Annotated in this window: 18 protein-coding genes; 6 read left to right on the top strand and 12 right to left on the bottom strand. The window is 67.4% G+C overall.

Annotated elements, in window-relative coordinates; all coding sequences use genetic code 11:
• Positions 1-5 precede the first annotated feature (5 nt).
• From ABD260_RS23090 to ABD260_RS23100, 3 genes are all read right to left on the bottom strand, one after another.
• A complete protein-coding gene (locus ABD260_RS23090; protein WP_344236204.1) occupies positions 6-2858 on the bottom strand; it encodes an ATP-dependent RNA helicase in 2853 nt (950 codons plus the stop codon).
• A gap of 21 nt (positions 2859-2879) precedes the next feature.
• The gene (locus tag ABD260_RS23095) at positions 2880-4298 is read right to left on the bottom strand and encodes a M1 family metallopeptidase (RefSeq protein WP_344236206.1); all 1419 of its coding nucleotides are present in this window, start codon (positions 4296-4298) and stop codon (positions 2880-2882) included.
• Positions 4299-4381: 83 nt separating this feature from the next.
• Positions 4382-5986, bottom strand: coding sequence for an FAD-dependent oxidoreductase (locus ABD260_RS23100; protein ID WP_344236208.1), 1605 nt, complete (start codon positions 5984-5986; stop codon positions 4382-4384).
• Positions 5987-6062: 76 nt separating this feature from the next.
• On the opposite strand from ABD260_RS23100, the gene ABD260_RS23105 reads away from it, so the two are divergent.
• Positions 6063-6683: a TetR/AcrR family transcriptional regulator gene (locus ABD260_RS23105; protein WP_344236210.1), complete on the top strand. Its 621-nt coding sequence runs from the start codon at positions 6063-6065 to the stop codon at positions 6681-6683.
• Positions 6684-6693: 10 nt separating this feature from the next.
• Here the strand turns inward: ABD260_RS23105 and ABD260_RS23110 are convergent, their stop codons facing one another.
• The 6 genes from ABD260_RS23110 to ABD260_RS23135 are packed head-to-tail and all read right to left on the bottom strand — an operon-like array spanning position 6694 to position 13161.
• On the bottom strand, positions 6694-7902 hold the full coding sequence (locus ABD260_RS23110; RefSeq protein WP_344236212.1) for a glycoside hydrolase family 32 protein: 1209 nt from the start codon (positions 7900-7902) through the stop codon (positions 6694-6696).
• 11 nt (positions 7903-7913) lie between these two features.
• Positions 7914-8972, bottom strand: a complete 1059-nt coding sequence (locus ABD260_RS23115; RefSeq protein ID WP_344236214.1) for a LacI family DNA-binding transcriptional regulator — start codon at positions 8970-8972, stop codon at positions 7914-7916.
• The gene (locus tag ABD260_RS23120; RefSeq protein ID WP_344236216.1) at positions 8973-10094 is read right to left on the bottom strand and encodes a glycoside hydrolase family 172 protein; all 1122 of its coding nucleotides are present in this window, start codon (positions 10092-10094) and stop codon (positions 8973-8975) included.
• A gap of 23 nt (positions 10095-10117) precedes the next feature.
• Positions 10118-10957 (bottom strand): carbohydrate ABC transporter permease, encoded by an 840-nt coding sequence (locus ABD260_RS23125; RefSeq protein WP_344236217.1) that lies wholly within the window; start codon positions 10955-10957, stop codon positions 10118-10120.
• Positions 10954-11844 carry a carbohydrate ABC transporter permease gene (locus tag ABD260_RS23130; RefSeq protein ID WP_344236219.1) on the bottom strand — a complete coding sequence of 297 codons (891 nt, stop codon included), beginning with the start codon at positions 11842-11844 and terminating at the stop codon, positions 10954-10956. Before ABD260_RS23130 ends, ABD260_RS23125 begins: the two co-directional genes overlap by 4 nt.
• Before the next feature lie 12 nt (positions 11845-11856).
• The gene (locus ABD260_RS23135; protein ID WP_344236221.1) at positions 11857-13161 is read right to left on the bottom strand and encodes an ABC transporter substrate-binding protein; all 1305 of its coding nucleotides are present in this window, start codon (positions 13159-13161) and stop codon (positions 11857-11859) included.
• 218 nt (positions 13162-13379) lie between these two features.
• Between ABD260_RS23135 and ABD260_RS23140 the strand changes: the two genes are divergently transcribed.
• From ABD260_RS23140 to ABD260_RS23155, 4 genes are read left to right on the top strand one after another with little or no spacing between them, the layout of a single operon-like run.
• Positions 13380-13550, top strand: coding sequence for a hypothetical protein (locus ABD260_RS23140; RefSeq protein WP_344236223.1), 171 nt, complete (start codon positions 13380-13382; stop codon positions 13548-13550).
• A gap of 38 nt (positions 13551-13588) precedes the next feature.
• A complete protein-coding gene (locus ABD260_RS23145; RefSeq protein WP_344236225.1) occupies positions 13589-14800 on the top strand; it encodes a NosD domain-containing protein in 1212 nt (403 codons plus the stop codon).
• Entirely contained in the window at positions 14797-16668 is a 1872-nt protein-coding gene (locus tag ABD260_RS23150) for a ricin-type beta-trefoil lectin domain protein (RefSeq protein ID WP_344236227.1), read from the top strand. The genes ABD260_RS23145 and ABD260_RS23150 overlap by 4 nt, the downstream gene beginning before the upstream one ends.
• A gap of 19 nt (positions 16669-16687) precedes the next feature.
• Positions 16688-17623, top strand: a complete 936-nt coding sequence (locus ABD260_RS23155) for an amidohydrolase family protein (RefSeq protein WP_344236229.1) — start codon at positions 16688-16690, stop codon at positions 17621-17623.
• A gap of 337 nt (positions 17624-17960) precedes the next feature.
• On the opposite strand, the gene ABD260_RS23160 is transcribed toward ABD260_RS23155, so the two are convergent.
• Positions 17961-18833 carry a COG4705 family protein gene (locus tag ABD260_RS23160; RefSeq protein ID WP_344236231.1) on the bottom strand — a complete coding sequence of 291 codons (873 nt, stop codon included), beginning with the start codon at positions 18831-18833 and terminating at the stop codon, positions 17961-17963.
• On the opposite strand from ABD260_RS23160, the gene ABD260_RS23165 reads away from it, so the two are divergent.
• On the top strand, positions 18832-21639 hold the full coding sequence (locus tag ABD260_RS23165; RefSeq protein WP_344236233.1) for a CHAT domain-containing protein: 2808 nt from the start codon (positions 18832-18834) through the stop codon (positions 21637-21639). The two genes, ABD260_RS23160 and ABD260_RS23165, sit on opposite strands and share 2 nt — an antisense overlap.
• Here ABD260_RS23165 and ABD260_RS23170 read toward each other — a convergent pair.
• Positions 21624-21788 carry a hypothetical protein gene (locus ABD260_RS23170; RefSeq protein WP_344236235.1) on the bottom strand — a complete coding sequence of 55 codons (165 nt, stop codon included), beginning with the start codon at positions 21786-21788 and terminating at the stop codon, positions 21624-21626. The genes ABD260_RS23165 and ABD260_RS23170 overlap by 16 nt on opposite strands.
• Positions 21788-22438, bottom strand: a complete 651-nt coding sequence (locus ABD260_RS23175) for a DUF6338 family protein (protein ID WP_344236237.1) — start codon at positions 22436-22438, stop codon at positions 21788-21790. The genes ABD260_RS23170 and ABD260_RS23175 overlap by 1 nt, the downstream gene beginning before the upstream one ends.
• Position 22439 lies beyond the last annotated feature (1 nt).

The raw sequence follows: 22439 nt of genomic DNA on the forward strand, positions 1-22439 counted from the left end.
GCGGTTCAGCGGCGGGGTTTGGGGCGTTTGGTTGGGGTGGCGGTGAGGGGGTCTTCTGGCCAGGGATGGCGGGGGTAGCGGGCTCGTAGGTCTGCTCGGACTTGCGGGTAGCCCTGCTTCCAGAAGGAGGTTAGGTCGCTGGTGATCGCTACTGGTCGGCGGGCGGGAGACAGGAGGTGCAGGACGACTGGGACGCGACCGTCTGCGACGGTTGGGGTGGTGGTCCACCCGAACACTTCTTGTAGTTTCACTGCTAGGACCGGTGGTTCTGCGCCGTCGTACTTGAGTCGGACTTCGGAGCCTGATGGGACCTGTAGGCGTTCGGGTGCGAGGTCGCCGAATCGGGTTGCTTCGGGCCAGGGCAGTAGTTGCCGGAGCGCCGTCGTCACGTCGATGCGGGTGAGGTCGCGGGCGCCTCGTACCGACGCGAGTTGGGTACCCAGCCAGTTGTCGAGACCGGTCAGCAGAGTGTCGTCGTCGACGGCGGGCCATGGGGGTCCGAGGTGGGCGTGGCAGAACGCGAGCCGTTCGCGCAGGGCGAGGGCGGCTTCTGACCAATGCAGTACGGACAGGCCGGTGCGCTGGATGCCGTCGCGGACAGCGGCTTGTACGAGCAGCGGATCTGGTTTTGCGAGCGGGATGTCGTTGAGGACGATCGCACCGAGTGTCTCGACGCGGCGGGTCACGATCCGGCCGTCGTCCCAGCGGATCTGGTCGGTGGTCGAGACGAGTTCGCCGGCGACGTCGCGCGCAGTCCGCTCGTCGATCGGCGCCGCGGACCGGATCCGAGCATCGGCCCGCCCGGGCGCCCGATCGGCAACCGCAATCGCCAGCCAGGTCGTGCTCCGCAAAGCTGATTGCGGATCCAGCGTGGCGCCCGTACCCCCGGACATCTGGTACGCCGCCGAATCCACGCCCCGAACCCGCCCAATCCGATCCGGATAAGCCAGCCCCACCACAACCCCCACCGCAAGATCATCCGGCACCCCACCCGCCGGCCCACTCCCCGACGCACCCGGCGTACCCGTCGCCGCGCCACCCGCCCGCCCCCCTGCCAAACCTCCACCCGCCGGTGCACCCGCCGACACACCACCCGACGCCGCTGCACCCGGTGCTGTACTCGCCGCAGTACCCCCTGCCGTACCCGCTGCCGCCACACGCGGTGCCGTACCCGATGCCCCACCCGCAGCTGGCGTGCCCGTCGGCGCGCCGCCCGCCCCTACCTCTGCCGAACCTCCGCCCGCCGGTGCATCCGGTGCACTACCCGTCGCCGCTGCGTTCGGTGCCCCACCCGCCGCCACACCTGGTGTTGGGGTGGAGGTTGTGGTTCGGGTGAGGCGGTTGACTTCTTCTTTCCAGCGGGCCGTGGCCGTACGGTCGGTGCCTCGGCGGAGGGTGCGCCAGTGGGTTGGGAGGTCGTCGCTGGTGCGGGCGGAATCGTCGGAGAGCATGGCGACGATCTCGCGGGCTCGTTGGGCGCCGACTCGTGGTGTGCCGTCGAGCAGGGCGCGGGCCAGCCGGGGGTGTGTTCCGATCGCCGCCATCTGCCGGCCGCGCTCGGTGATGCGGCCGGCGTCGTCAACGGCGTCCAGGCGGCGCAGCAATTCGGTGGCTGCGGTCATTGCGGCGGCCGGTGGCGCGTCCAGCAAGGTCAGGCCGTTGCCGCCAGGTGCACCCCACGCTGCGAGGTCGAGGGCGAACCCGGCGAGATCCGCGATCGCGATCTCCGGCGCCGGGTGATCGTCGAGATGCGCGTGGTCGGTAGCCGACCAGCACCGATAGACGCGGCCGGGCGCCTCCCGCCCGGCGCGACCGGCTCGTTGGTCAGCGGACGACTTCGACACCCGGCAGGTGACCAGCGCACCGAGCCCGCGGGACTGATCGGTCCGCGGCTCCCGGGCAAGACCCGAGTCGACCACCACCCGCACCCCAGGCACAGTCAGCGAACTCTCCGCAACCGAAGTCGTCACCACAATCCGTCGAGCAGTTGTTCCACCGACTGATGACAGCCTCGAGTCCGTCGGCCCGGGTGGGGTCAGGGCGCGGTCCTGTTCTGCTTTGGGCTGGCGGCCGAACAACGGCAGGACGTTCAGGTCGGACAGGCGGCGGGTCACGCCGTTGATTTCGGCTTCGCCTGGTACGAACACGAGGATGTCGCCCTCGTTCTCGGCCAATGCCCGGCGGACGACCGCCGCGACATGATCGAGCAGCCGCGGATCGACCCGCCCGCCAGGAAGCAGCGGCACAGGTACCGGCGGCGGAGCCCACTCGACCGCCACGTCGAACAGCGCAGCAGACGCGGTGATCACCGGCGCCGGAACAGCATCGGAGCCCAGTACCCGACTCAACCTGACCGTGTCCGCCGTCGCCGAGGTCGCAACCATCGCCAGGTCGTCCCGCAGATTCGCCCGGACGTCGAGACAGAACGCCAGCAGCAGATCCGCATCGAGGTGCCGCTCGTGACACTCGTCGATCACAATCGCCGCGATTCCCGGCAAATCCGGATTCGCCTGCAAACGCCGTACCAGAAGACCTGTCGTCACCACCTCGACCCGCAGTCCGCGGCCGCCGGCGCGTTCACCGCGCATCGCATAACCGATCCGTTGCCCGAGCGGCTCCCCTACCAGCGTCGCCAGCCGGGCCGCGGCCGCGCGGGTTGCCAACCTGCGCGGCTCGGCCACGATGATCGTCCCGTCCAGGGCATCGCCCAGCGCCAGCGGCAGCAGCGACGTCTTGCCCGACCCGGGCGGCGCAACCAGCACCGCCGTACCGCGCGAACGCACCGCATCGACCGTGGCGGGCAGAACCGCCCGGACAGGCAGCTCCGCCCCCGGCACCGACAATCCAGGCAACAACACGCCCCGACGTTATCCGTACAGTCAGATCCGAGGCTTACCCGGCTGGTAGAGCCAAGTCTGGAAGAACGCCCCGAGGTCGCGATGCGTCACGCGCTCGACAAACCGGATGAAGGTTTGCGTCGACACATTGCCGTACCGGTGCGCCGCCGGCCACTGCTTCAGCACCTGGAAGAACGCCCGGTCGCCGATCTTCAGCCGGAGCGCCTGCAACGTCATCGCGCCGCGGTTGTAGACCAGGTCGTCGAAGATTCGGTCCCGTCCAGGGTCGGCCACCTTGCCGGTCCAGTCCTTCTCATCGGCGTACGTCTCCGCGAAAGTCTGCTGCACCGGGACACCGTTGAACTTCTCTTCGTACAGCCACTCCGAGTACGTGGCGAAGCCTTCGTTCAGCCAGATGTCCGACCAGTGCACCGGCGTGAGGCTGTCACCGAACCATTGGTGGCCGAGCTCGTGGGCGAGCAGCTCACCGTCGACCTTGCTCGTACGCTGGTCGTACACCGGTCGCCCCTGCGTCTCCAGGGCGTAGCCCACCCGCGCATCGGCGAGTACGCCGCCGGTCGAGCCGAACGGGTAGCGCCCGTACAGCGACGACTCCCATTGGACGATCTGCGCCGTGGTCCGGTTGAACACCTTGCCCTGCCCGGCCTTCGTGTCGATCGACTGACCGATCGCGGTGAGGTTCGGCCGGCCGTCCGCGGTCACGCCGCGGGTGACGTTGTACTTCCCGATCGCCATCATCGCCAGCTCACTCGCCATCGGCTGGTTCATCTGCCAACGAAAGGTGGTCCGGCCGTTGTGCGTGGTGGTCGGTCCGGGTTCGCCGTTCGCCAGCACGGTCAGGCCGGTCGGCACGGTGACGGTCTGGGCGTACGTCGCCTTGTCGCGGGTCGTGTCGTTCACCGGGTAATAGGTCGCCGCGCCGATCGGCTGATTGAGCGCGACCGCACCGTCCTTGGTGGCGACCCAGCCGGAAATACCCAGCGCCCGGTCGTCGATCCGCTTCGGGACACCCGCGTACGTCACCGCCACGACGAACGTCGTACCCCGCCGCAGCCCGTGCCGTGGAGTGATCACCAACTCCTCCACACCGCTCCGAGTGAAGGACGCGGCACGCCCGTTGACGGTGAGCTTGCTGATCTTCAACGGTCCCTGGAAATCAAGATCGAACCGGGAGAGATTCTGCGTGGCCTTGGCAAGGATCGTCGTGGTCGCGCTGATCGCCTTGGTCTTGGGGTCGAACGCCAGCTTGATGTCGTAGTGGCTGATGTCGTACCCGCCGTTGCCCATGTCCGGGAAGTACGGATCCCCCGCGCCCGGCGCACCCGGCGAGAACGCTGTTCCAGGCGTGGCATTCGCGGTCAGGCCTGGCCCGGCCAGAAGTCCCACAGCCAACGCGCCGGTCATCAGCAGCTGACCACCACGACGGTAGAAACGTCCCACAATTCCTCCTTGACACCCCTCGACGGCTGGCACGCGCTCGGCGGCGACGCCGAGCGCTCTCCATCATCCTCGGGGTGGGGTCCTCAGGCTGTGGGTCTGCAACCAGCGGACGTCAGCGCGTCGCGAAGGGTGTCGTCCGAGTTCTCGTCCGAGTCCACCGACCGCCACGCGACGAAGCCGTCCGGCCGGACCAAGGTGGCTCCGCGCGGCGTGATTCCGTAGGCCTTGAGCAGGTCGCCGGACGGATCGACGACCTCCGTTCCGATCCGCAGTACGGCGAGGTCATCGGTCAGCCGCTCCGCCGCCGACGCCCAACCCTGTCCTTCCGGACCGACGAGCAAGGTCGCCCGATCAACGAAGAGGTCCTGCGTCGACAGCTTGGCGCCGTTCCGTTCCACCCAGACGTGCGGTGCGCGCAGCCCCGGCCGGCCGGTCGGAACCCGTGGGTCGGCAACCTCACCGCCGGGGTCGCCGTCCTCGACGCGGACGCCGGCGGAGGCATACCGGTACCCGAAGATCATCGTGATGTCGTCGATCCGCTGAATGTCGTCGGCCGATCCGGCGTGCCTGTTGTGCAGCAGATCCAGCGCCACCCGCAGCGTCGTCACCGCGACCGGCCGGCGCTCCTCCTCGTACGTGTCCAGCAGCGCCTCGGGCTGCCCGCCCAGCACGGCCGCGAGCTTCCAAGCGAGGTTGTGCGCGTCCGCGATACCGGTATTGGCGCCATACGACCCCGACGGCGGTACGACGTGCGCCGCGTCCCCCGCGAAGAAGACACGCCCGACGCGGTACCGATGCGCTACCCAGCCACCGATCCGTACATCGGAAACCAACCGATCCGACCCAGGCACAAGCGGAACCAGTGAGACCTTCAGGTCCGCGACCCCGGTCGCCTCCCGCACCAGCTCGATGCAGCGCTTCTCGGTCAACTCCGCAGTCAGTCCGTCGTGCTGTGGCACGCCGAGCATCCAACGCCCCTCCTTCTGCAAAGGCGCCAGTACCGTCCCCGGCGTCGGGCGATCGAGATACCCGAGCAAGAAGCGCCGGTCCCCCAGCACCTCCGACAGATCGGCCTCGAACACGAAATGCAGCGCGTGCCCCAGCTCGGCCTCCTCGTCCGCGCCGACCCCGAGCCGCTGCCGCACACCGGCACGGTTGCCGTCTGCCGCGACCAGGTAGTCGGCGAAAACGGTGTACTCGTGCTGCTCGGTCAGGTCCCGCAGGGTCGCGAGTACGCCGTCGTCCTGTTCTTCGAGATCGACCAGCTCGGTCGAGAACCGTACGTCGGCACCGAGCCGCTCGGCCTCCGCACGCAGCACCCGCTCGAGGTCGTCCTGGTCGATCAGGGCCCAATCGGTCGGACTCAGCCCCGCCTGCGGCCGGACCTGCGCCAGTAGATCGAACCGGAACCGCTCGCCACCGGCCAGCGTCTCGGCACCGATCATCTCCGGAAAGCCGGCCAGCAGGGACGTATGGTTCCGGATCTCGTCCTCAAGACCGGCCGACCGGTAGATCTCCAGCGAGCGCGGGTTGAACGCGCGCGCCTTCGGCATGATCGCCGTCGTCGGGTGCCGCTCGACGAGAAGCGGCCGGAGCCCCCGCCGGGCAAGGAACAGCGCCACGGTCAGGCCGGTCACCCCGCCCCCGACGATCAGCACGGGTGAGCGGACGGCCTCCGAAGTAGTCATGAAATCCAGATTCAGGCATTCTCATGACTTTGTCAAACGCTCAGATGATAAAGCCAGGTGGGCATATGATTCGCAGATGAGCCCGAGACGTTCTCCCCAGCCGAGCGAGCGGCAGCGCGACCCCGAGCGAACTCGTGCGGCGATCCTGGACGCGGCCGTGGCCGAGTTCGCCGCGCATGGTTTCGCCGGCGCGCGGATCGCGGCGATCGCCGCTCGGGCCGGCGTCAATCAGCAGCTGATCTCGTACTACTTCGACGGCAAGGAAGGCCTGTACCAAGCGCTGTCCGAAGCGTGGCGCGACCGCGACGGCGACCTTGCGGCCACCGCGACGACACCGGCCGAACAGGTACGGCGGTACGCCTTGGAGGCCCTGCACAACGCCGACGCCGTCCGCCTGATGGCGTGGGGCGGCCTGGAGTACTCCGGACCAGCCTCCGATGCTGATCATCGACCGCGGGCGGAGCGGCTGCAGCGCAGTGTCGACGAGCTCAAGGCGCTCCAAGCCGACGGCAAACTCTCGGCCGACCTCGACCCAGGTTGCCTGCTGATCGCCTTGATGGCGGCCGCGATGGCTCCGGTCACCCTGCCGCACGTCGTGGAGGGCCTACTCGGCGTCGACGCACGTTCCCCGGAGTTCCTCACTCACTACGCCGACCAACTCGCCCTCCTCGCCAACACCCTGGGCCTCGCCGACTGACGACGCGACGCTAGTGGTGCAGAGTGGCGACGTGGTTGAGGGCACCGTCGGTGGTGATGGTCAGGTTGGTGGTTGGTGGGGTGATGGGGGCGGCCAGGAGGCCTTGGAGGGTTATTAGTTCGAGGATGGGGCCGTCGAGGATGACGTGTACTGGACCGGGCTTGTGAGGCATGGTCCAGGAGGATTCGCCGACTCGTAGGGTCAGGTCGGTCGTGGCGGTGACTTCGGCCAAGACTTGGTTGGCGGACGAGATGGTGAGGGTGGTGCCGGTCCAGGAGAGGTCGGCGGCGGTGCCCGGGAGTTGGCGGTCACTCACAGGACGTCTGTGCATTGCGAGGTCGGGATGGGGCACTGCGACCAGGCGGTCGTCTTCGAGCTGCAAGGTGTACGGGATGCTGTGGGCGCCGGTCCAGCCTTCTGATGGGTCGGCGATGTTCCGCAGCCAGAACAGCAGGCAAGCACGGCCGGTGGCGTCGCGGAAGTACGACGGCGCGTAGTGGCTGTCGCCGTACGTCAGGCGGCCCCAGGTCTCGGCGTGGAACTTGCCATCGCGGAGAGCACCGATGGCATAAGCGACGTAATGCAGCGCATCTTCGGACCAGACCGAGGTGATCAGGACGTGGCGGCCGTCGATCTCCAAGAGCTGGGGGCATTCCCAGAGTGCGCCGGTCCAGATCGGGTCGTGGTCGTGCCGCGATCGGGACGCGGCGATGCCGTCGTACGCCCACGCCCGAAGATCCTCGGATACGTACGAGAGGACTGCCGCGCGATCGTCCTTCAACGCCGCGCCGACCCACATGCGCCACTGCGAACCGTCGCGGAAGACGAACGGATCACGGTACGCGACCACGTCCGCCGGCGCCGAGGCGACCACCTCGCCCTTTCGCCAGCCGATCCACCGCGCATCCGCGGGCGTCGCCATTCGCACCCGCCCGACACCGAGGTCCGGCTGCGAGACGGAGGTGTAGAAGATCGTGTCCTCGACCACGCAACCGGTCCAGATCCCGTCGTCGCCGTCGCCTGGGGCAAGCGCGATCGGCAATGTCTCGAAGGAGAACAGATCGTCGGACACCGCATGTCCCCAGTGGCAGCCAGGCGCCCACTCCAGGCTGTCCGGGACGTGTTGGTAGAACAGGTGATACCGGCCGTCGCGGTACGTGATGCCGTGTGGGTCGTTGATCCATCCGCTCGGGGCGGTGAAGTGAAATCGCGGACGCATGTCAGCCTTTCTCACTTGTTGTTCGGGGCAACCGATTCGCGAACGACGACCGGGCAAGGCAGCAACGTCGGGTGGGTCGAGCGGTACCACGACGTACTGCTGCTCTGAATCAGCCGCGTCAACGTAGCCACCGCCCAAGCGCCCATCTCGTAATGCGGCAACGCGACCGTAGTCAGCGCCGGGTGCACACTCGCCGCGATCGGCGCCTGGTCGTCGAAGCCGACGATCGACACGTCATCCGGTACGCGCAACCCGAGCTCCTGCGCCGCCCGGTACGCCCCCATCGCCATCCGGTCGTTGTAACAGAAGATCGCCGTCGGCCGATCCGCCCGATCAAGCAGCTCCAGGCAGGTCGCGTACCCGCCCGCGGCCTCCGATTCACCTGAAGCGATCAGCCGGTCATCGCGCGGAATGCCGGCGTCCTCCAGACCGCGGAGGTACCCGACGAGACGCCCCTGGGTAGCCGGAACCTCGATGCTCGAGTCCGCGAACGCGATCCGCCGATGCCCCGCACCAACCAGCAAGGCAACGAGATCGGCCGCACCACTGGCCTCGTCCGGCAGTACAGCAGGCACGACGCCCTGCCGGTCCAGTGCTCCTATCAACACCGCCGGCACCGCGCGCAGCTCGCGCGGCACCGACACCTCGTGGTGGAAGACGGTGGCGTAGATGATGCCGTCGACCTGGCGCTCGATCAGCGCCCGGGCGTCGGCTCGGCGGGCATCCGCGCCGGCGTCGAGATGCGAGTTGATGATCGCCAACGTGAGGTTGTGCCGGCTCGCTTCCTCCTGCGCGCCGAGGATGATCCGGCCCGCGTGCGGGGTGGTCGCGATCTCCTCGGTGAGCAACCCGATCATGTCCGACGACCGCGTCCGCAGCCCGCGCGCGAGCCGGTTCGGCGTGTACCCGAGGTCCCGCGCGACCGATCGCACCCGATCCCGCGTCGCCTCGCTCGTCCGGGTGTGCGGCGTGTCGTTCAGTACGTGCGAAACCGTCGTGACGGATACGCCCGCGGCCCGCGCGACGTCGCGGATCCCCACCTTCGGCACGACCACCTCCTCGTCAGGCATTTACTCGTCCCAGAGGCCGTGCTCCGGCCACCGTCGCGGCAGCCGCTCCGCCACCGGTGGCAGCTCGGCGTGCGGCGCGTGCTCACCCAACTGGTACCAGTAGGCGACGCTCGAGTAGTCGTTCCCCTGATCGTTGGCGTGTCCGTGCTCGATCGACACCCGCAGGCTCTTCTCGAACCGTACCGGGTCCTCGATGTGCCAGCGGAACATGCTCCACAGGCCGAAGTGCTCCTGCGGGCTCGCGCCGAGCGTGATGCCGTGGTACGGACCCGCGTACTCCCCACTCGGGAATCCCCAGGCAGCACCGAAGTAGTCCTCGGTACCCGTTCCGTGCAGCGACGGCGGCCAGACCTCCCCGTCAATGAAGAACATGTCGTCGCCCTCCCCCGGCCAAGTGAACACCTGGTTGGAGGCGTCGAAGTTGTCGATGCTGAGCACACAGCCAACGTAGTGGCCTTTACCAGTCGCATCGAGGATCACGTAGTTGTCGTCGCCGGTCAGGTTTGTCCCCGGCAGATCCCACGGCGCCGGGTTCTCGAGATCAGTCGTGTGGCGTACGGCGGTGGTCGGCGTTTCCTGCCGGTAGTACGCGTGGAACCGTGCTACGTCGTCCGGGATCGGCTCGGTGCTCAACGAGTAATCGACGTAATAGAAGAGGTTCTCGATCGGCTGATCGCTCTCGTTGCGGATCTGGATCTTCGCATGACTGCCGAACGGCATCGGGAAGTACGAGTTCATCGCCGCCGCGAACGGTCCCTTCGGACCACGCCGCGGACCGAACACCGCGTTCAGCGGAAGCGAGACGTAGTGCTTCGCGACGGCGTGCCCGACGCCGAAGAAGTCGCCGAGCGGCGCGCGTACGCTCGGGTTCTCCTCGCCGTCCCAGAACATCTCGATGACAAGCTTGCGCAGGTACTTCTCCGAGTAGCACCGCGTGGTCAGCCAGATGTGCTCGATCCGACCGGCCCCGCCGATGTCCGCGATCACGAAGGTCTCCCCCGCGGGAACCACCGCGAAGTCCCGGTTGCCGCCGGTGCGGTCCCAGCTCGACTCGCGTCGCGACCGGCCCGGCTTCACGTGGGCCAGTCCGCCGAGCGGGCTGTTCGGTTGCCAGAATTCCATATCTACTCCGTGTACTAGAGGGGTCAGCCCTTGACGGCGCCGAGGGTCAGGCCGGCGACGATGTGCCGCTGGAGTGCGAGGGTGAGCAGGATGACGGGGACCGAGTAGACCGCCGAGAGCGCGGTCATCCCGCCCCAGTCGAGGCCGAACTGGGTCTGGAAGTTGGCGATCACGATCGGCGTGGTCTGCGCCCGCACCGACGTGAGCAGCAACGCGAACAGGAACTCGTTCCAGGACGCGAGGAAGGCGAAGATCGCCGTCACCGCCAAGCCGCCGGACACCACCGGCAGGACGACGTGCCGGAACGCTTGCAACCGGCCGCTGCCGTCGACCTTGGCCGCTTCTTCCAGCTCGACCGGTACCGCCTCGAAGAAGCTCGACATCAGCCAGATCGACAGCGGCAGCGAGATCGTGGTGTGGGCGATCGCCAGTCCGATCGTGGTGTCGGAGATCCCGAGCCGCCGCATCGTCTCGACCAGCGGCGCCCCGACCGCGATCGTCGGCACCATCCGGGTGATCAGCGCAGCAACCACGAAGATCCGCCCGCTCGGTGTCCGAAAGCGCGTGATCGCGTACGCGGCCGGTACGCCCAGCACGAGCGAGAACGCCGTACTGAGCACCGCGGTCGCAACGCTGTTGATCAACGCCGGGACGACGCCTTCTTTGCTGAGCGCGGCGACGTAGTTGTCGAGCGTCCACTGCGACGGCAGCACCTGCGGCGGTACGGCGATCGCGTCGAGCGGCGTCTTGAAGGACGTCAGCAGCAGGTAGATGAACGGGAATCCGTACAGCACCAGCACGGCGACCAGCGCACACCACAGGATGACGCGCGTCGGGCGGCGCCGGGTTTCAAGGCCGTTCATGCCTCCTCACCCCCTGGCCGCCAGAGCGCGAAGATCGCGACCGCGGCCACCGCGAGCATCACGATCAGGTACACCGTGCCCATCGCGCTGGCCAGACCCGGATCGCCGTTGCGCGTCATCGTCCGGTAGATCAGCAGACTGAGCGTCGTCGTACTGTCCTGTGGCCCGCCGTTGGTTTGAATCAGGATGATGTCGAACGCACGCGCCGCATCGATGCCGCGGACGATCAACGCCACCGCGATCACCGGTCGCAGCAACGGCAGGATGATCCGGAAGAGCAGTGTCGGGAACCGTACTCCGTCGATCCGAGCCGCTTCGATGACCTCACCCGGTACGTTCTGGAGCCCGGCGAACAACACCAGCGTGATGAACGACGTCGTCAGCCAAATGTCCGGTAATGCCACCGAAAACAACGCGATCTTCGGATTGCTCAGCCAGCTGATCTGATCCGTACTGTGCAGCACACCGACTCGTCGCAGCAATTCGTTGAGAATGCCGAAGTTGTCGATGAGCAGGAATCTCCACAGCAGTCCCGCAACCACCGGGGCGACCATGAGTGGATACATGAAGACGGTCCGGAACACGGCCGACCGGTTGCCGAGCGCCGAGAAGACCAGCGCCACGGCAAGCCCGAAGGTGAATTCGAGCGCGACCACGATGACCGTGTAGACAATCGTCCGCAGCGCCGCGCCCTGGAACGCCGCGGAACCGAAAGCGGCCGAGAAATTCTCCAGCCCCACGAACTTCCGCGGGCCGCCCGCGATCGGCGAGATTTCGTAGAACGCGTCGCTGATGAATCGGAACAAGGGCCACGCCACGAAGGCGGCCAGGAACAAGGCGGCCGGCGCGATCAGTACGAGTGCGAACCGGCGGTCGGTAAGGCGCACAGGAATGTCCTTCTACTTGACGATCGCCTGGATCTGAGCCTTCGCCTGTTTCAGCAGCGCCGCATTGTCGGCGGGCTTGGCGACCGCCTTCTGCAGCATCGGCGTCAGCACCGAGGTGACGATCTCCTGCCACTTCGGGGTGGCCGGCCGCGCGATCGTGGCGGGCGACTTCAGGGTCGTGAGGATGGCCGGGTAGTTCTCGTGCCCGGCGACGCCGGCTTGCGATTCGAACGCGGAGACCCGGGCGACCAAACCCAAAGACGTCTTGATGGAAAGATCGTTGTGCTCGTACGCGAAGGCGATGAACTTCTTCGCCTCGTCCTGCTTGGTGGTTGCCTTGGGCACCGACAGGTACCAAGCGCCCGGCACGCCCGCGATGCCGCCACGACCGGCGATCATCGGCGCGACGCCGATCTTGCCTTTCACCTTGGCGGTGGCCGGAGTCTGCGTGTACGCGTGGCCCCAGAAGCGCATCATCGCGAGCTTCCCCTGGTAGAACAGGTTCTGCGCGCCGGCCCAGTCGAGCTGCGCGGCGCCGGGCGGTGCGTACGGCAACAAACTGGTGTAGAAGTTCAGCGCCGCCAGGTGATCGGCGTCGTCGATGGTGACCTCGCCGCTCTTCGGATCGAGCACCATCTTCTTCTCGCCGGTCTGCGAAACCGTGGCCAGCCACTCGGTCTCGACCGCACCCTTCACGTCGGTGCCGTACAGGTCGGTTTGGCCGTCGCCGTTGGTGTCGCGGGTGAAGAACTCGGCGACGTCCTTGTACTGCTTCCAGGTGGTCGGCGGTACGAGCGGGTACCCGTACTTCGCCTGGAACGTGGCCTTCTCCTTCGGATCGCCGAAAAGGTCGGTGCGGTAGTACAGAATTTCGGAGTTCGTCCAGGCCGGCATACCGACGTACGACCCGTTGACCTGCGCCTCGGTCACCAGGCCCGGGAACAGGTCGCGCTTCACGTCGTCGGTGAAGAGCCCGTCGAGCGGCGACATGCCGCCCGAGAAGGCGCTCAGCCAGATGGCGTCGAGGGCCGCGACGTCGAACGACGTCTTGCCCGCGCCGAGCTCGGTCTGGATCCGGTCGTAGAGACCGTCGTAGGGCAGTTCGACCAGTTCGACCGTCGTACCGGTCTGCTGCTGGTAGAGGTCGGCGATCGGCTGGAGCTCAGCCTTGCCGCCACCTTCGACCAGGACGGTGAGCTTGCCGGTGGTGCCCGCCGAGGTTCCGCCGGCGCCACAGCCGGCCAGGATCAGACTCGAGGCGACCGCGAGACCGGCCAGCGCGGTCCGGAGACGACCGCTGGTGCTGCGAAGCTTCATGCTCCGACTCCGTTCAAGACTTGTGATTAAACGTTTTGGCAAAACGTCTTGGCAGCAATGTTGACCAGCCGGAGCGGGCCGGTCAACGCCAAACTTCTGCCAAACAGCTGCCAAAACGTTTGGCAGTCGCGGCGATCTTGCCGCCGTCTGGGCGCGGTTCTACCTTCGGATCAATTCCGCTCTGCCAAAACCTTTTGGCATCTCGCGAAGGAGCCGTCATGACCTCCTCCACTCCCCCGGATTCACGCCTGCCCCGCCGGGTCTTCCTGGCCGCCGCGGCCGCGGCCGTCACCGCGGGCTACCTCCAGCATTCGCGTACGCCGGCGTCCGCGGCCGTCGTCGTGACCCCGGCACCGCGACCGCACAACACGCTCCTCGGCGTGCTCTGACCGACCACCGCTCACACCTCAGAGAAACGAGAACGTTCATGCCCTCGACGATCTATGACGTCACCACCTGGACCATCCCCGGCAGCCCGTCGACCACCGCGTACACCGACATCGGCGCGATCGTGAACAGCATCATCGCCGACATCAAGACGAACCAGCCGTCCCAGGCCTCCAAGCCCGGAGCGGTCATCTACATCCCGCCGGGCGACTACTCGCTGAAGACCCGGATCGTGATCGACCTCAGCTACCTGCAGATCAAGGGGTCCGGGCACGGTTTCACGTCGTCGAGCATCCGGTACAACGCCGGCAACACCTCGAGCTGGCACGAGCTCTGGCCGGGCGGCAGCCGGATCCGGGTCGAGAACACCGACGGGAACGCCGAGGCGATCCTGATCAGCCGCAGCGGCGATCCGCGGCTCAGCTCGATCGAACTCCTGGACTTCTGCTTGGACGGCATCTCGTTCACCCCGAACCAGAACAGCTACCTCAACGGCAAGATCGGCATCCGCTCGACCACAGCCACCGACTCGCTGCGGATTCGCGGCCTGGGGATGGTGTACCTGGAGCGCGGCATCGTGATCACCGACGCCGACGCGCTGCACATCCAGGGCAATTTCCTCTGCGAGAACGGCAGTTGCATCGAATTGGTCAGCTCCGGACAGGCCTGCATGGTCAACGACAACATGATCGGCGCCGGTTACGTGGGTTTCTCGATCTTCGCGGAGAACCACTTCGGCCTCATCGTCTCCGGCAACAACATCTTCCCGCGGGGCAAGAGCTCCGTACACCTGAAGAACTCCACGAACAACACCATCAGCGCGAACCGCCTGCACGCGTTCTATCCCGGGATGATCCAGATGGAAGGGGCCTGCCACAACAACCTGATCGGGTCGAACCATTTCCTCCGGGTCGCCGAGTCGTTCCCCGCGATGACCGGTTTCAACAACGGGCTCGACGATCTGTTCGGCCTGGTGCAGCTCAACGGCAGCGGAAACACCGTGGTCGGCAATCACTTCTCGTACGACGTCCCGACCGCGAACATCAAACCGGCCGGGGCGACGCCGACGATGGTGCTGGTGAAGTCGGGCAGCAACAATTACGTCGCGACCAATCACACGGCCGCCAACGTCGCCGTACGCACCGTGGTCCTCGATGGATCGACGGTCAACACGAAGGTCCTGGACTGCGGCACGTCGGCCGAGTTCCAGGCGCTGACCGGAGCGACGTACGGGTTCCGGGCGACGCCGTGATCCGGGTCGCGTCGTTTCTGGCCTGGGTGCTCGCCTTCACCGGTCTCACGGCGGTTCCGGCCGCCGTGGCCGGCTCACCCTCCGACTATCCGGAGTACCCGTACGCCGCTACCGACTACACCGAACCGTTCCGCGGCCAGTTCCACTTCAGTCCGCAGAACGGATTCATGAACGACATCAACGCTCCGCTGTACTACCGCGGCGTGTACCACCTGTTCTTCCAGCACAATCCACACGGACTCGGCTGGGACGCCGCGGTGCATTGGGGGCACGCGACCAGTACGGACCTGGTGCACTGGACGCAGCAACCGATCTCGCTCGAACCGGGCGTACAGAGCGGCAATCTCTGGTCCGGCTCCGGCTGGGTCGACGTGAACAATGTGACCGGCCTGAAGACCGGGTCCGACGATCCGATCCTGTTGTTCACCAACACCGACGGCGTCAGCATCGCGTACTCGACCGACGCGCCGAAGACGTTCCAGATGTACAACAGCGGCGCGAAGGTGATCACCGATCCGGTCGAGAGCCGCGACCCGAAGGTGCAGTGGGATCCGCAGCACAACCGCTGGGAGCTCATCACGTTCCGCGCCGGTACTGGCGCCGCCTTCTACACCTCGACGAACCTGCTCAACTGGACCTACCGAGGTGTGTACGCGGCCGGCTGGTTCGTCGAATGCCCCGACCTCTATCAGCTACCGGTCGATGGGAACACCAACAACAAGAAGTGGGTCCTGCAAGATGCGAGTGGCGAGTACGTCATCGGCGCACTCGACGCGAACGGACTCTTCGTCGCGGACTCGGCCACCCAGCAGCGGATGGAGTGGGGTGTCTCCGGCGCCGCCTTTCCGCCGTCCACCTGGTACGCGCCGCAGACGTTCAACCAGCTGCCGAACGGACGGGTGGTGCAAGTGGCGTGGCAACCGAGCAACGCCGGCGTGACCTGGACCGGCAACGCGTCCTTCCCGGTCGAGCTCGCCCTGAAGACCTATCCGGAGGGCCTCCGCCTGACCCGAAATCCGGTCAGCGAAATCTCCACCATCCGTACGTCGACCCAGACCTGGGGTACGCGCTCGATCACCACTGATCCGGCAACCGATCCACTCAGCGGTGTCTCGGCCGACACCTACGAGCTCACCGCCCGGTTCGATCTGACCGGAGCGACGGCGTCGGAGTTCGGCTTCCGCCTGCACGTACGCTCGGACGGATCGAGCGATCGCACAGTCGCGTACGGCGTCGCGGCGCAGACCTTGTACGGCACCTCGATGCCACCGATTTCCAACCAGGTGACGATCCGGCTCCTCGTGGACCGCGGCCAGCTGGAAGTCTTCGGCAACGAGGGCAAGACCGTGATCAGCGACAACGTCGCGTTCAACTCCTCCCCCGGCAGCCTCGGGCTCCGCGTCTACGCGGTCGGTGGTGCCGTCACCCTCACCTCACTCACCTTCTCCCCCATCGGCTCGACCTGGACACCCGCGCCCGAGGGCTCAGCGCCCGCCGGCGCCATCGCGTCGACCACCCGCCAAGACACGTGCGTCGACCGCGACGTTGCCAGCGGCCGAGTGCAGTTGTGGTCCTGCCTGGCGAACTCCAACCAGACCTGGACCCTGGACAGCCTCGGGCAGCTGACAACCGGAGGAGTCTGCATGGAGGTCCCGTCCGGCCAGACGGCGAACTTCTCGCTGGTACGCGTCGCGACCTGCACCGGCGGCACCAACCAGAAATGGCACCGAGCCAACTTCGGCGCCCTCGTCAACCAGGCCGCCGGCCGCTGCCTCGACCTCCCCGAAGCCGACTTCACCAACGGCCGCCAACTCCAAATCTACGACTGCGTAGGCACCCGCAACCAAAGCTGGGTCGGCCCGTCCTGATCATCACCAGGTTGCCGGCGTGGGTCGACCACGCCGGCATCGCCTGACCTGGGCCATGATGAGATCCGCCAGGCGGAACCAGGCAATCGACCTCGACGGGCGGGTCTTGATGATGAACCACGCGCAGTCTCAGCCGCCACTGGCCGATGCCCACATCCATCTCTTCGCCGACTCGTTCAGCTTGGAGCTGCGTGAACGTCACCCGGAAGGCGAGTTGGCCCAGTACGAGGGTCTGAGGTCCACGTACGGCATCGAGGACGCGCTCGTGATCGGCTTTGAAGGTGATCCGAGGTTCGCGGGCAACAACGCGTACATCCTGGGGCTGGCCGCCGGTCGAAGCTGGCTGCATCCGGTCATGTACGTCGATGAGTCCACGAACTCCGATCGAGCAGCCGCACTGCTGGACCGCGGCTACGAGGGCATCTCGCTGTACGTCGAGCCCAGCCGATGTGCGTCGACCGGCTGGATGGGTTGGGCAAACGAGATCTTCGCGTTGGCCGATGCGCGCCGCTCGATCCTGAGCATCAACGCACCGGCAGCGACTCACGCCACGATCGCCGAGCTGGCCGGAAGGCATCCGCGAGCGCGGATCTTGCTCGGCCACCTGGGCTTGCCAGGCGTGGCCCCGGCCCCGGACTCCGCCCGCCTCGCCGCCACCCGCGACCTCGTCCTCAACCACCCTTGCTGGATCAAGCTGTCCGGCACGTACGCCTGCGCGCGCCCCTGCGACCAGGACCCGCACACGGCAAGTTCGGCCTGGATGCACTGGCTACTCGAGTCCGTCGGCACCGACCGATTGATCTGGGGCAGCGACTTCTCCCCCGCCCTCGCCCACATGACATACCAACAGACCATCGCCCTCCCGCCACTACAAACCCTGCCACCCACCGCCCAAACCAACATCTACGGCGCAACCCTCCGCCGATTGCTGGCATCTGGCCACCAGGGTCAGTGACGCTCCCTGGCTTCACGCTGTCCAGTCGTCCGCTTGCGGCTAGGAGACTGGGATGGTCCAGGTTGTGTTGATGGGGATGTACTTGGCGTATGGGTTGCTTTGGCGCCGTACCCGCAGCGTGCTGCCGTACGGACAACCGGCAGCTCGACAGGTAGTGCACCCCCGAGACGCCGTACACCCCGGCCCCTTCACGCTCAAGTGCACTACCCACCCAACCCACACCTCCTGTTCGCCCGCACACCACCGCCTCGTCGCAGGAAGCCCTTTCCGCACCGGCCAGGAGCCTTTCTCGCGCTATTCCAGGAAAAGGCTCCACCTTTACTGGTCCGGTCCGGAATTAGGCTCGGGCGTCGACGGTGAGGTCGTTGGTGGCTGAGCGGTTGTGTACGGCGGCGTGGTCGACGTCGTTGTGGGTTCGGGCGAGGTAGGTGACGAGGGCGGCGAAGAGCAGTAGGCCGATGGCGGTGACTGGGCCGGTGCCCCAGCCGAGGCCGCCGGTGTGGAGGGGCTTGCCGAACCAGTCGGCGATTGAGGCGCCGAGGGGGCGGGTCAGGACGTACGACGCCCAGAAGGCGATTGTTACGTTCAGGCCGAGCTTTCGCAGGCCGAGGGGTACGAGGATCAGGACCGCGAAGAGAACGATTGACCAGGTGAAGCCGAGGCCGAAGTCGATCGCGGTGGCGTCGCCGACGGCCGTGCCCAGGCCGAAGGTCAGCAGGACAACACCCCAGTAGAACCGCTCCCGCCGCGCGGTGGTGATCGAATGCACCGAGATCGTGCCTTCACTCCGCCGCCACCACATCAGCAGACCGCACAGCAGCGCGAGGTACCCGATGGAGTCCACCCAGTACGGCGTGCCGAGCACAAGGTGCGGCCCATCGGCAACCATCGTCCCGAACACCGCGACGGTCAGTACGGTCACCCAGTAGCGCACCGGATGGTACGCATCGGCCTTCAGCTGCAGGTACAGCGCGACCCCGAAACTCCCGACCCCCACCAGCGCGGCCAGCGGAATACTGACCGTCCCCAGAAAGTCCGACCCGGTTTCTCCGATCCCGGTGGTCAACAACTTCACAACCCAGAACATCAGAAAGACGGCCGGAACCTTCGGCGCCGAAAACACTCGCGTATGCATGATCCCGAAGGCTAGGGACTCGAACCTGTCAAGCACCTGAGCGAAGGCCGCGACGACGCCGTAGGGTTTGGTCATGGTGACCGGCTGGAGTGTCGTCTATCTCGCAGCCGGGCTGATGGTCGTGGTGTTCGGGCTGATTCCGGACCGGCACATCGCTCCGCGGAGCCGGACCATGGGTCTGATGGCCGGCGGCCTGGTGATCATCGGGCTCAACACCAACGCCCCCGACGGCGCGCTCACGTCGTGGCAGCGGTCGGCCGGGTCGTACCTGCTGGTGGCCGGAAGCACGATGGTGGTCATCCGCTCCGTTCAGCTGATGCGCATGCTGCGGGAGAATCCTGACGCGGACCCTGACCGCGCCGTGCAGGCGAATCTCGAAGGCCGCTACCGGCTGCGCAACTTCGACCGCACCAGCGACGTCGGCCGACTCGACCGCGGGATCGACGAGCTCCGGACAGCCTGGCTGGCCGGTGCCGCCTGGCCGCATCGCAGCCTCTATGCCACGAATCTCGCAACGGCGCTGCGCGGCCGGTACGAGCGTCTCGGCACCGCCGCCGACCTGACCGAGGCGATCGAAGTGGGTCGCGAGGCTCTGCGTACCGCGCCCGCCGTCGACCCCCGCCGCGCCGCCGTGGTCAGCGAACTCGCGGCCGGTCTGCGCATCCGGTACGACGACTTCGGCGACGAGGACGATCTGCTCGAGGCGGTCGACCTGTGCCGGCACGCCGTCGAGCTCGCCCGTACCACAGCGGATCAGGTCCGGGCCGGCACGGAGCTGGCCGCCGCCCTCGCCGGCTTGTACGAACGCCGCCGCCAACTCGATTCGCTCGACGAAGCAATCCGCACCGTGGAAACTCTCGTCGCGGCCGGCCGCGAGGGCTCCAAGCCGACCGTGCGGGTCGGCGACCTGACGATGCTGTGCTCGCTCCGGACGCGGCGATTCGGCCACACCGGCAGTCGGTCGGACCTCGACGCGGCGCTCGCGGCCGGCCGGGAAGCCGTCCGGAACGTCGAGCCGGGCTACCGCCTGTACGGACGAAGCCGCCGCAGCCTAGCCGCTGCTTTGCGGTTCCGGTACGAAGCCGGCGACGACGTCGCCCGGATCGAGGCGATCGCCGTCTCCGAGCGGGCCCTGCTTGGACTGCCGGCCGATGACCCGGCGCGCGCGGGCCATCTCGTCGATCTGGGTCTCGCCCTCGGTGGTGCCGGCGCGTCGGTGATCATCGACCGCGAGCGAGCCGCGCGGTTGTTGCGCGAGGCCGCGACCATGACCACCGCCGCAACCACCGCTCGGGTGTCCGCCGGTCTGGCCTGGAGTGAGCTGGCCGCTGCCGACGGCGCGTACGCCGACGCCGTCCGCGCGCTGGACGTGGTGATCGACCTCCTCCCCCGGGTCGCGGCTCCCGACCTGCGCCGCGCGGACCAGGAACACCGGCTCGGGCAGTGGAGTGGCATCGCCACGACGGCCGCCTCGTGTGCGATCGCCGACGGCAAACCCGGCAAGGCGGTCGACCTGTTGGAGCAGGGCCGCGGCATCCTGCTGGCCCGCGGCATCGAAGGCCGCAGCGACGTGCCGGCTCTCCGGGCCCGGAACCCAGGTCTCGCGTGGGAATTCGAACGTGCGCGCAAGGCCTTGGAGGCCGAACCGGACCGCACCGAGTCGATCGGTGCCGCGGCGGGCGGGTCGCAGCGTGAGGCGGCCCGGGAATCGCGGCGGGCGGCGCTGGCGGCGTGGGAAGACGTCCTGAGCCGGGTCCGGGCCGAGCCCGGATTGGGCGACTTCGCCCGCCCGACGGACACCGCGGCGGTGCTGGCCCAAGCCCGTCAAGGCCCCATCGTCTACCTCAATGTCAGCCGGTACCGGTCGGACGCGATCATCGCGACGACAAGCGGCGTCCGTACCCTCGAACTTCCCGGCGCGGGCGCCAGCGTCGTGGCGGAGCAGGTCCGGAAGCTCGCCGCCGCGGTCGACCCCGCGCATCTTCTCAGCCCCGATCGCCAGCAGGACGTCAGCGCCGTCCTGGCGTGGATGTGGGATGCGCTGGCCGAGCCTGTTGCGGACGCGTTGGCGTTGCAGCGCCCCGCGCCGGGCGCGGGCTGGCAGCGAGTCTGGTGGATACCCACCGGAGCGCTCGCGCTGCTTCCGATCCACGCCGCCGGCTATCACCACGAGTCCGGCCTCGCCGTACCCAGAACCTTGCTCGATCGGGCAGTCTCCTCGTACGCCCCAACGGTGCGGGCCCTTGCCCAGGCGCGGACCAAGCGCAACCCGGCGCGGCGCCCACGCCCCTTGGTGGTCGCGATGACGACCACGCCAGGCGCGGACCCGCTGGAATCAGCGTTGACCGAGGCGAAGGCCGTACACCAGTACTTCCCGGACCGGCAGCTGATCGAGGACAGGCAGGCGACGCGTCGCGAGGTACTCGGGCGGCTGCCCAACCACGACTGGGTGCACTTCGCGTGTCACGCTCAAATGGACTCGGATGCCCCGTCGCGCGGCCGGCTGCTGCTGCACGATCACGCGGCCGAACCGATGACCGTCCTGGACATCTCCCGGCTGGAGCTACCCGACGCCGAGCTCGCGTTCCTCTCCTCGTGTACGACGGCGCAACCGCCCGCTGCGCTTGCCGACGAAGCGATCCACTTGGCGTCGTCGTTCCAGCTCGCCGGGTTCGCGCAGGTCATCGCGTCGCTGTGGCCCTTGCTCGACAAGGTCGCCGCCGGCTTCGCGGCCGACGTCTATCAGCACCTCGACCGCTCTGTACGCGGCGGCGCGGGTACCCAGGCAGCGCTCGCGGTCCACGAGTCGACACGCGCGGCTCGGGAGAAGTACCCGAACCTGCCTGCGCTGTGGGCGGGTCACGTTCACGTCGGGTCCTGATCGTCCTTGGCCGGCGACGTGCTCGCGGGGTCGGACGGCGCGGTCGTCGGTTCGGCGGCTCCATCGGTTGGGGTGTAACCGCGCACCCGGCCGGGATTCTCCAGCAGCTCGCGTTCGGCCGGTGTCAGGTCCGGGGTCAGGTCTGGCATCAGTTGTCCTCCGAACTGGCCGCTGGACTGGGCGCCGTGAGCAGCTCGATCACATCAGTGTCGGCCGTCCGCACATACAGGCCCGCGGTGCCGGCGATCCGGCTCGCGAAACTTCCGTCCGGGTTCATCCGCCAGGCGGACTCCAGGAACACCTCGGCCGGTTCCGGGTACGACGACGCGTACGAGCGTCCGCCGTACCATCCGCCGACCCACGTACCGTCCTTCAGCCGGGCACGGACGAAGCACGATCTACTGCTGCGGAACATGTGGTCCCAGGCCGTGGGCGTACTGCGGTAGGCCGCGTTCAACCGGCGGCGCTGCCACAAGGAGACCAGCAACGCGGCCGCGGACGGTATGACGATGAACAGCACCAGGGCCAGCAGGCCAACGAGTCGTGGTTGCTGCCTGACCGCGTCCCAGCCGGATACGTCATCGCGGTGCACGACCCTGACCAGTGCCGGGCCCGCGATCACGGCGTACAGGGAGTCGAGCAGGATCGAGGCGGTCACTGCCCGCAGTACGCGCTCGCCCACTTGCCGCTCGCCCGCGACCGCGCCGCGCAGTCGCTCCCGGACGAACTGATAGCTGATCCCCGGCAGGACGAACAGGATCAGCAACGCGACCTGAAGCACCGTCGACGGAGTGTCCATG

Origin of the sequence: Kribbella hippodromi (assembly GCF_039531045.1) — a bacterium.
Classification (GTDB): Bacteria; Actinomycetota; Actinomycetes; order Propionibacteriales; family Kribbellaceae; genus Kribbella; species Kribbella hippodromi.

Bases quoted from the DNA above. Each gene is read 5' to 3' on its own strand.
- ABD260_RS23100 (WP_344236208.1), bottom strand. From the start codon at position 5,986: ATGACTACTTCGGAGGCCGTCCGCTCACCCGTGCTGATCGTCGGGGGC.
- ABD260_RS23105 (WP_344236210.1), top strand. From the start codon at position 6,063: ATGAGCCCGAGACGTTCTCCCCAGCCGAGCGAGCGGCAGCGCGACCCC.
- ABD260_RS23110 (WP_344236212.1), bottom strand. From the start codon at position 7,902: ATGCGTCCGCGATTTCACTTCACCGCCCCGAGCGGATGGATCAACGAC.
- ABD260_RS23115 (WP_344236214.1), bottom strand. From the start codon at position 8,972: ATGCCTGACGAGGAGGTGGTCGTGCCGAAGGTGGGGATCCGCGACGTC.
- ABD260_RS23120 (WP_344236216.1), bottom strand. From the start codon at position 10,094: ATGGAATTCTGGCAACCGAACAGCCCGCTCGGCGGACTGGCCCACGTG.
- ABD260_RS23125 (WP_344236217.1), bottom strand. From the start codon at position 10,957: ATGAACGGCCTTGAAACCCGGCGCCGCCCGACGCGCGTCATCCTGTGG.
- ABD260_RS23135 (WP_344236221.1), bottom strand. From the start codon at position 13,161: ATGAAGCTTCGCAGCACCAGCGGTCGTCTCCGGACCGCGCTGGCCGGT.
- ABD260_RS23140 (WP_344236223.1), top strand. From the start codon at position 13,380: ATGACCTCCTCCACTCCCCCGGATTCACGCCTGCCCCGCCGGGTCTTC.
- ABD260_RS23145 (WP_344236225.1), top strand. From the start codon at position 13,589: ATGCCCTCGACGATCTATGACGTCACCACCTGGACCATCCCCGGCAGC.
- ABD260_RS23165 (WP_344236233.1), top strand. From the start codon at position 18,832: ATGGTGACCGGCTGGAGTGTCGTCTATCTCGCAGCCGGGCTGATGGTC.
- ABD260_RS23160 (WP_344236231.1), bottom strand. From the start codon at position 18,833: ATGACCAAACCCTACGGCGTCGTCGCGGCCTTCGCTCAGGTGCTTGAC.
- ABD260_RS23170 (WP_344236235.1), bottom strand. From the start codon at position 21,788: ATGCCAGACCTGACCCCGGACCTGACACCGGCCGAACGCGAGCTGCTG.
- ABD260_RS23175 (WP_344236237.1), bottom strand. From the start codon at position 22,438: ATGGACACTCCGTCGACGGTGCTTCAGGTCGCGTTGCTGATCCTGTTC.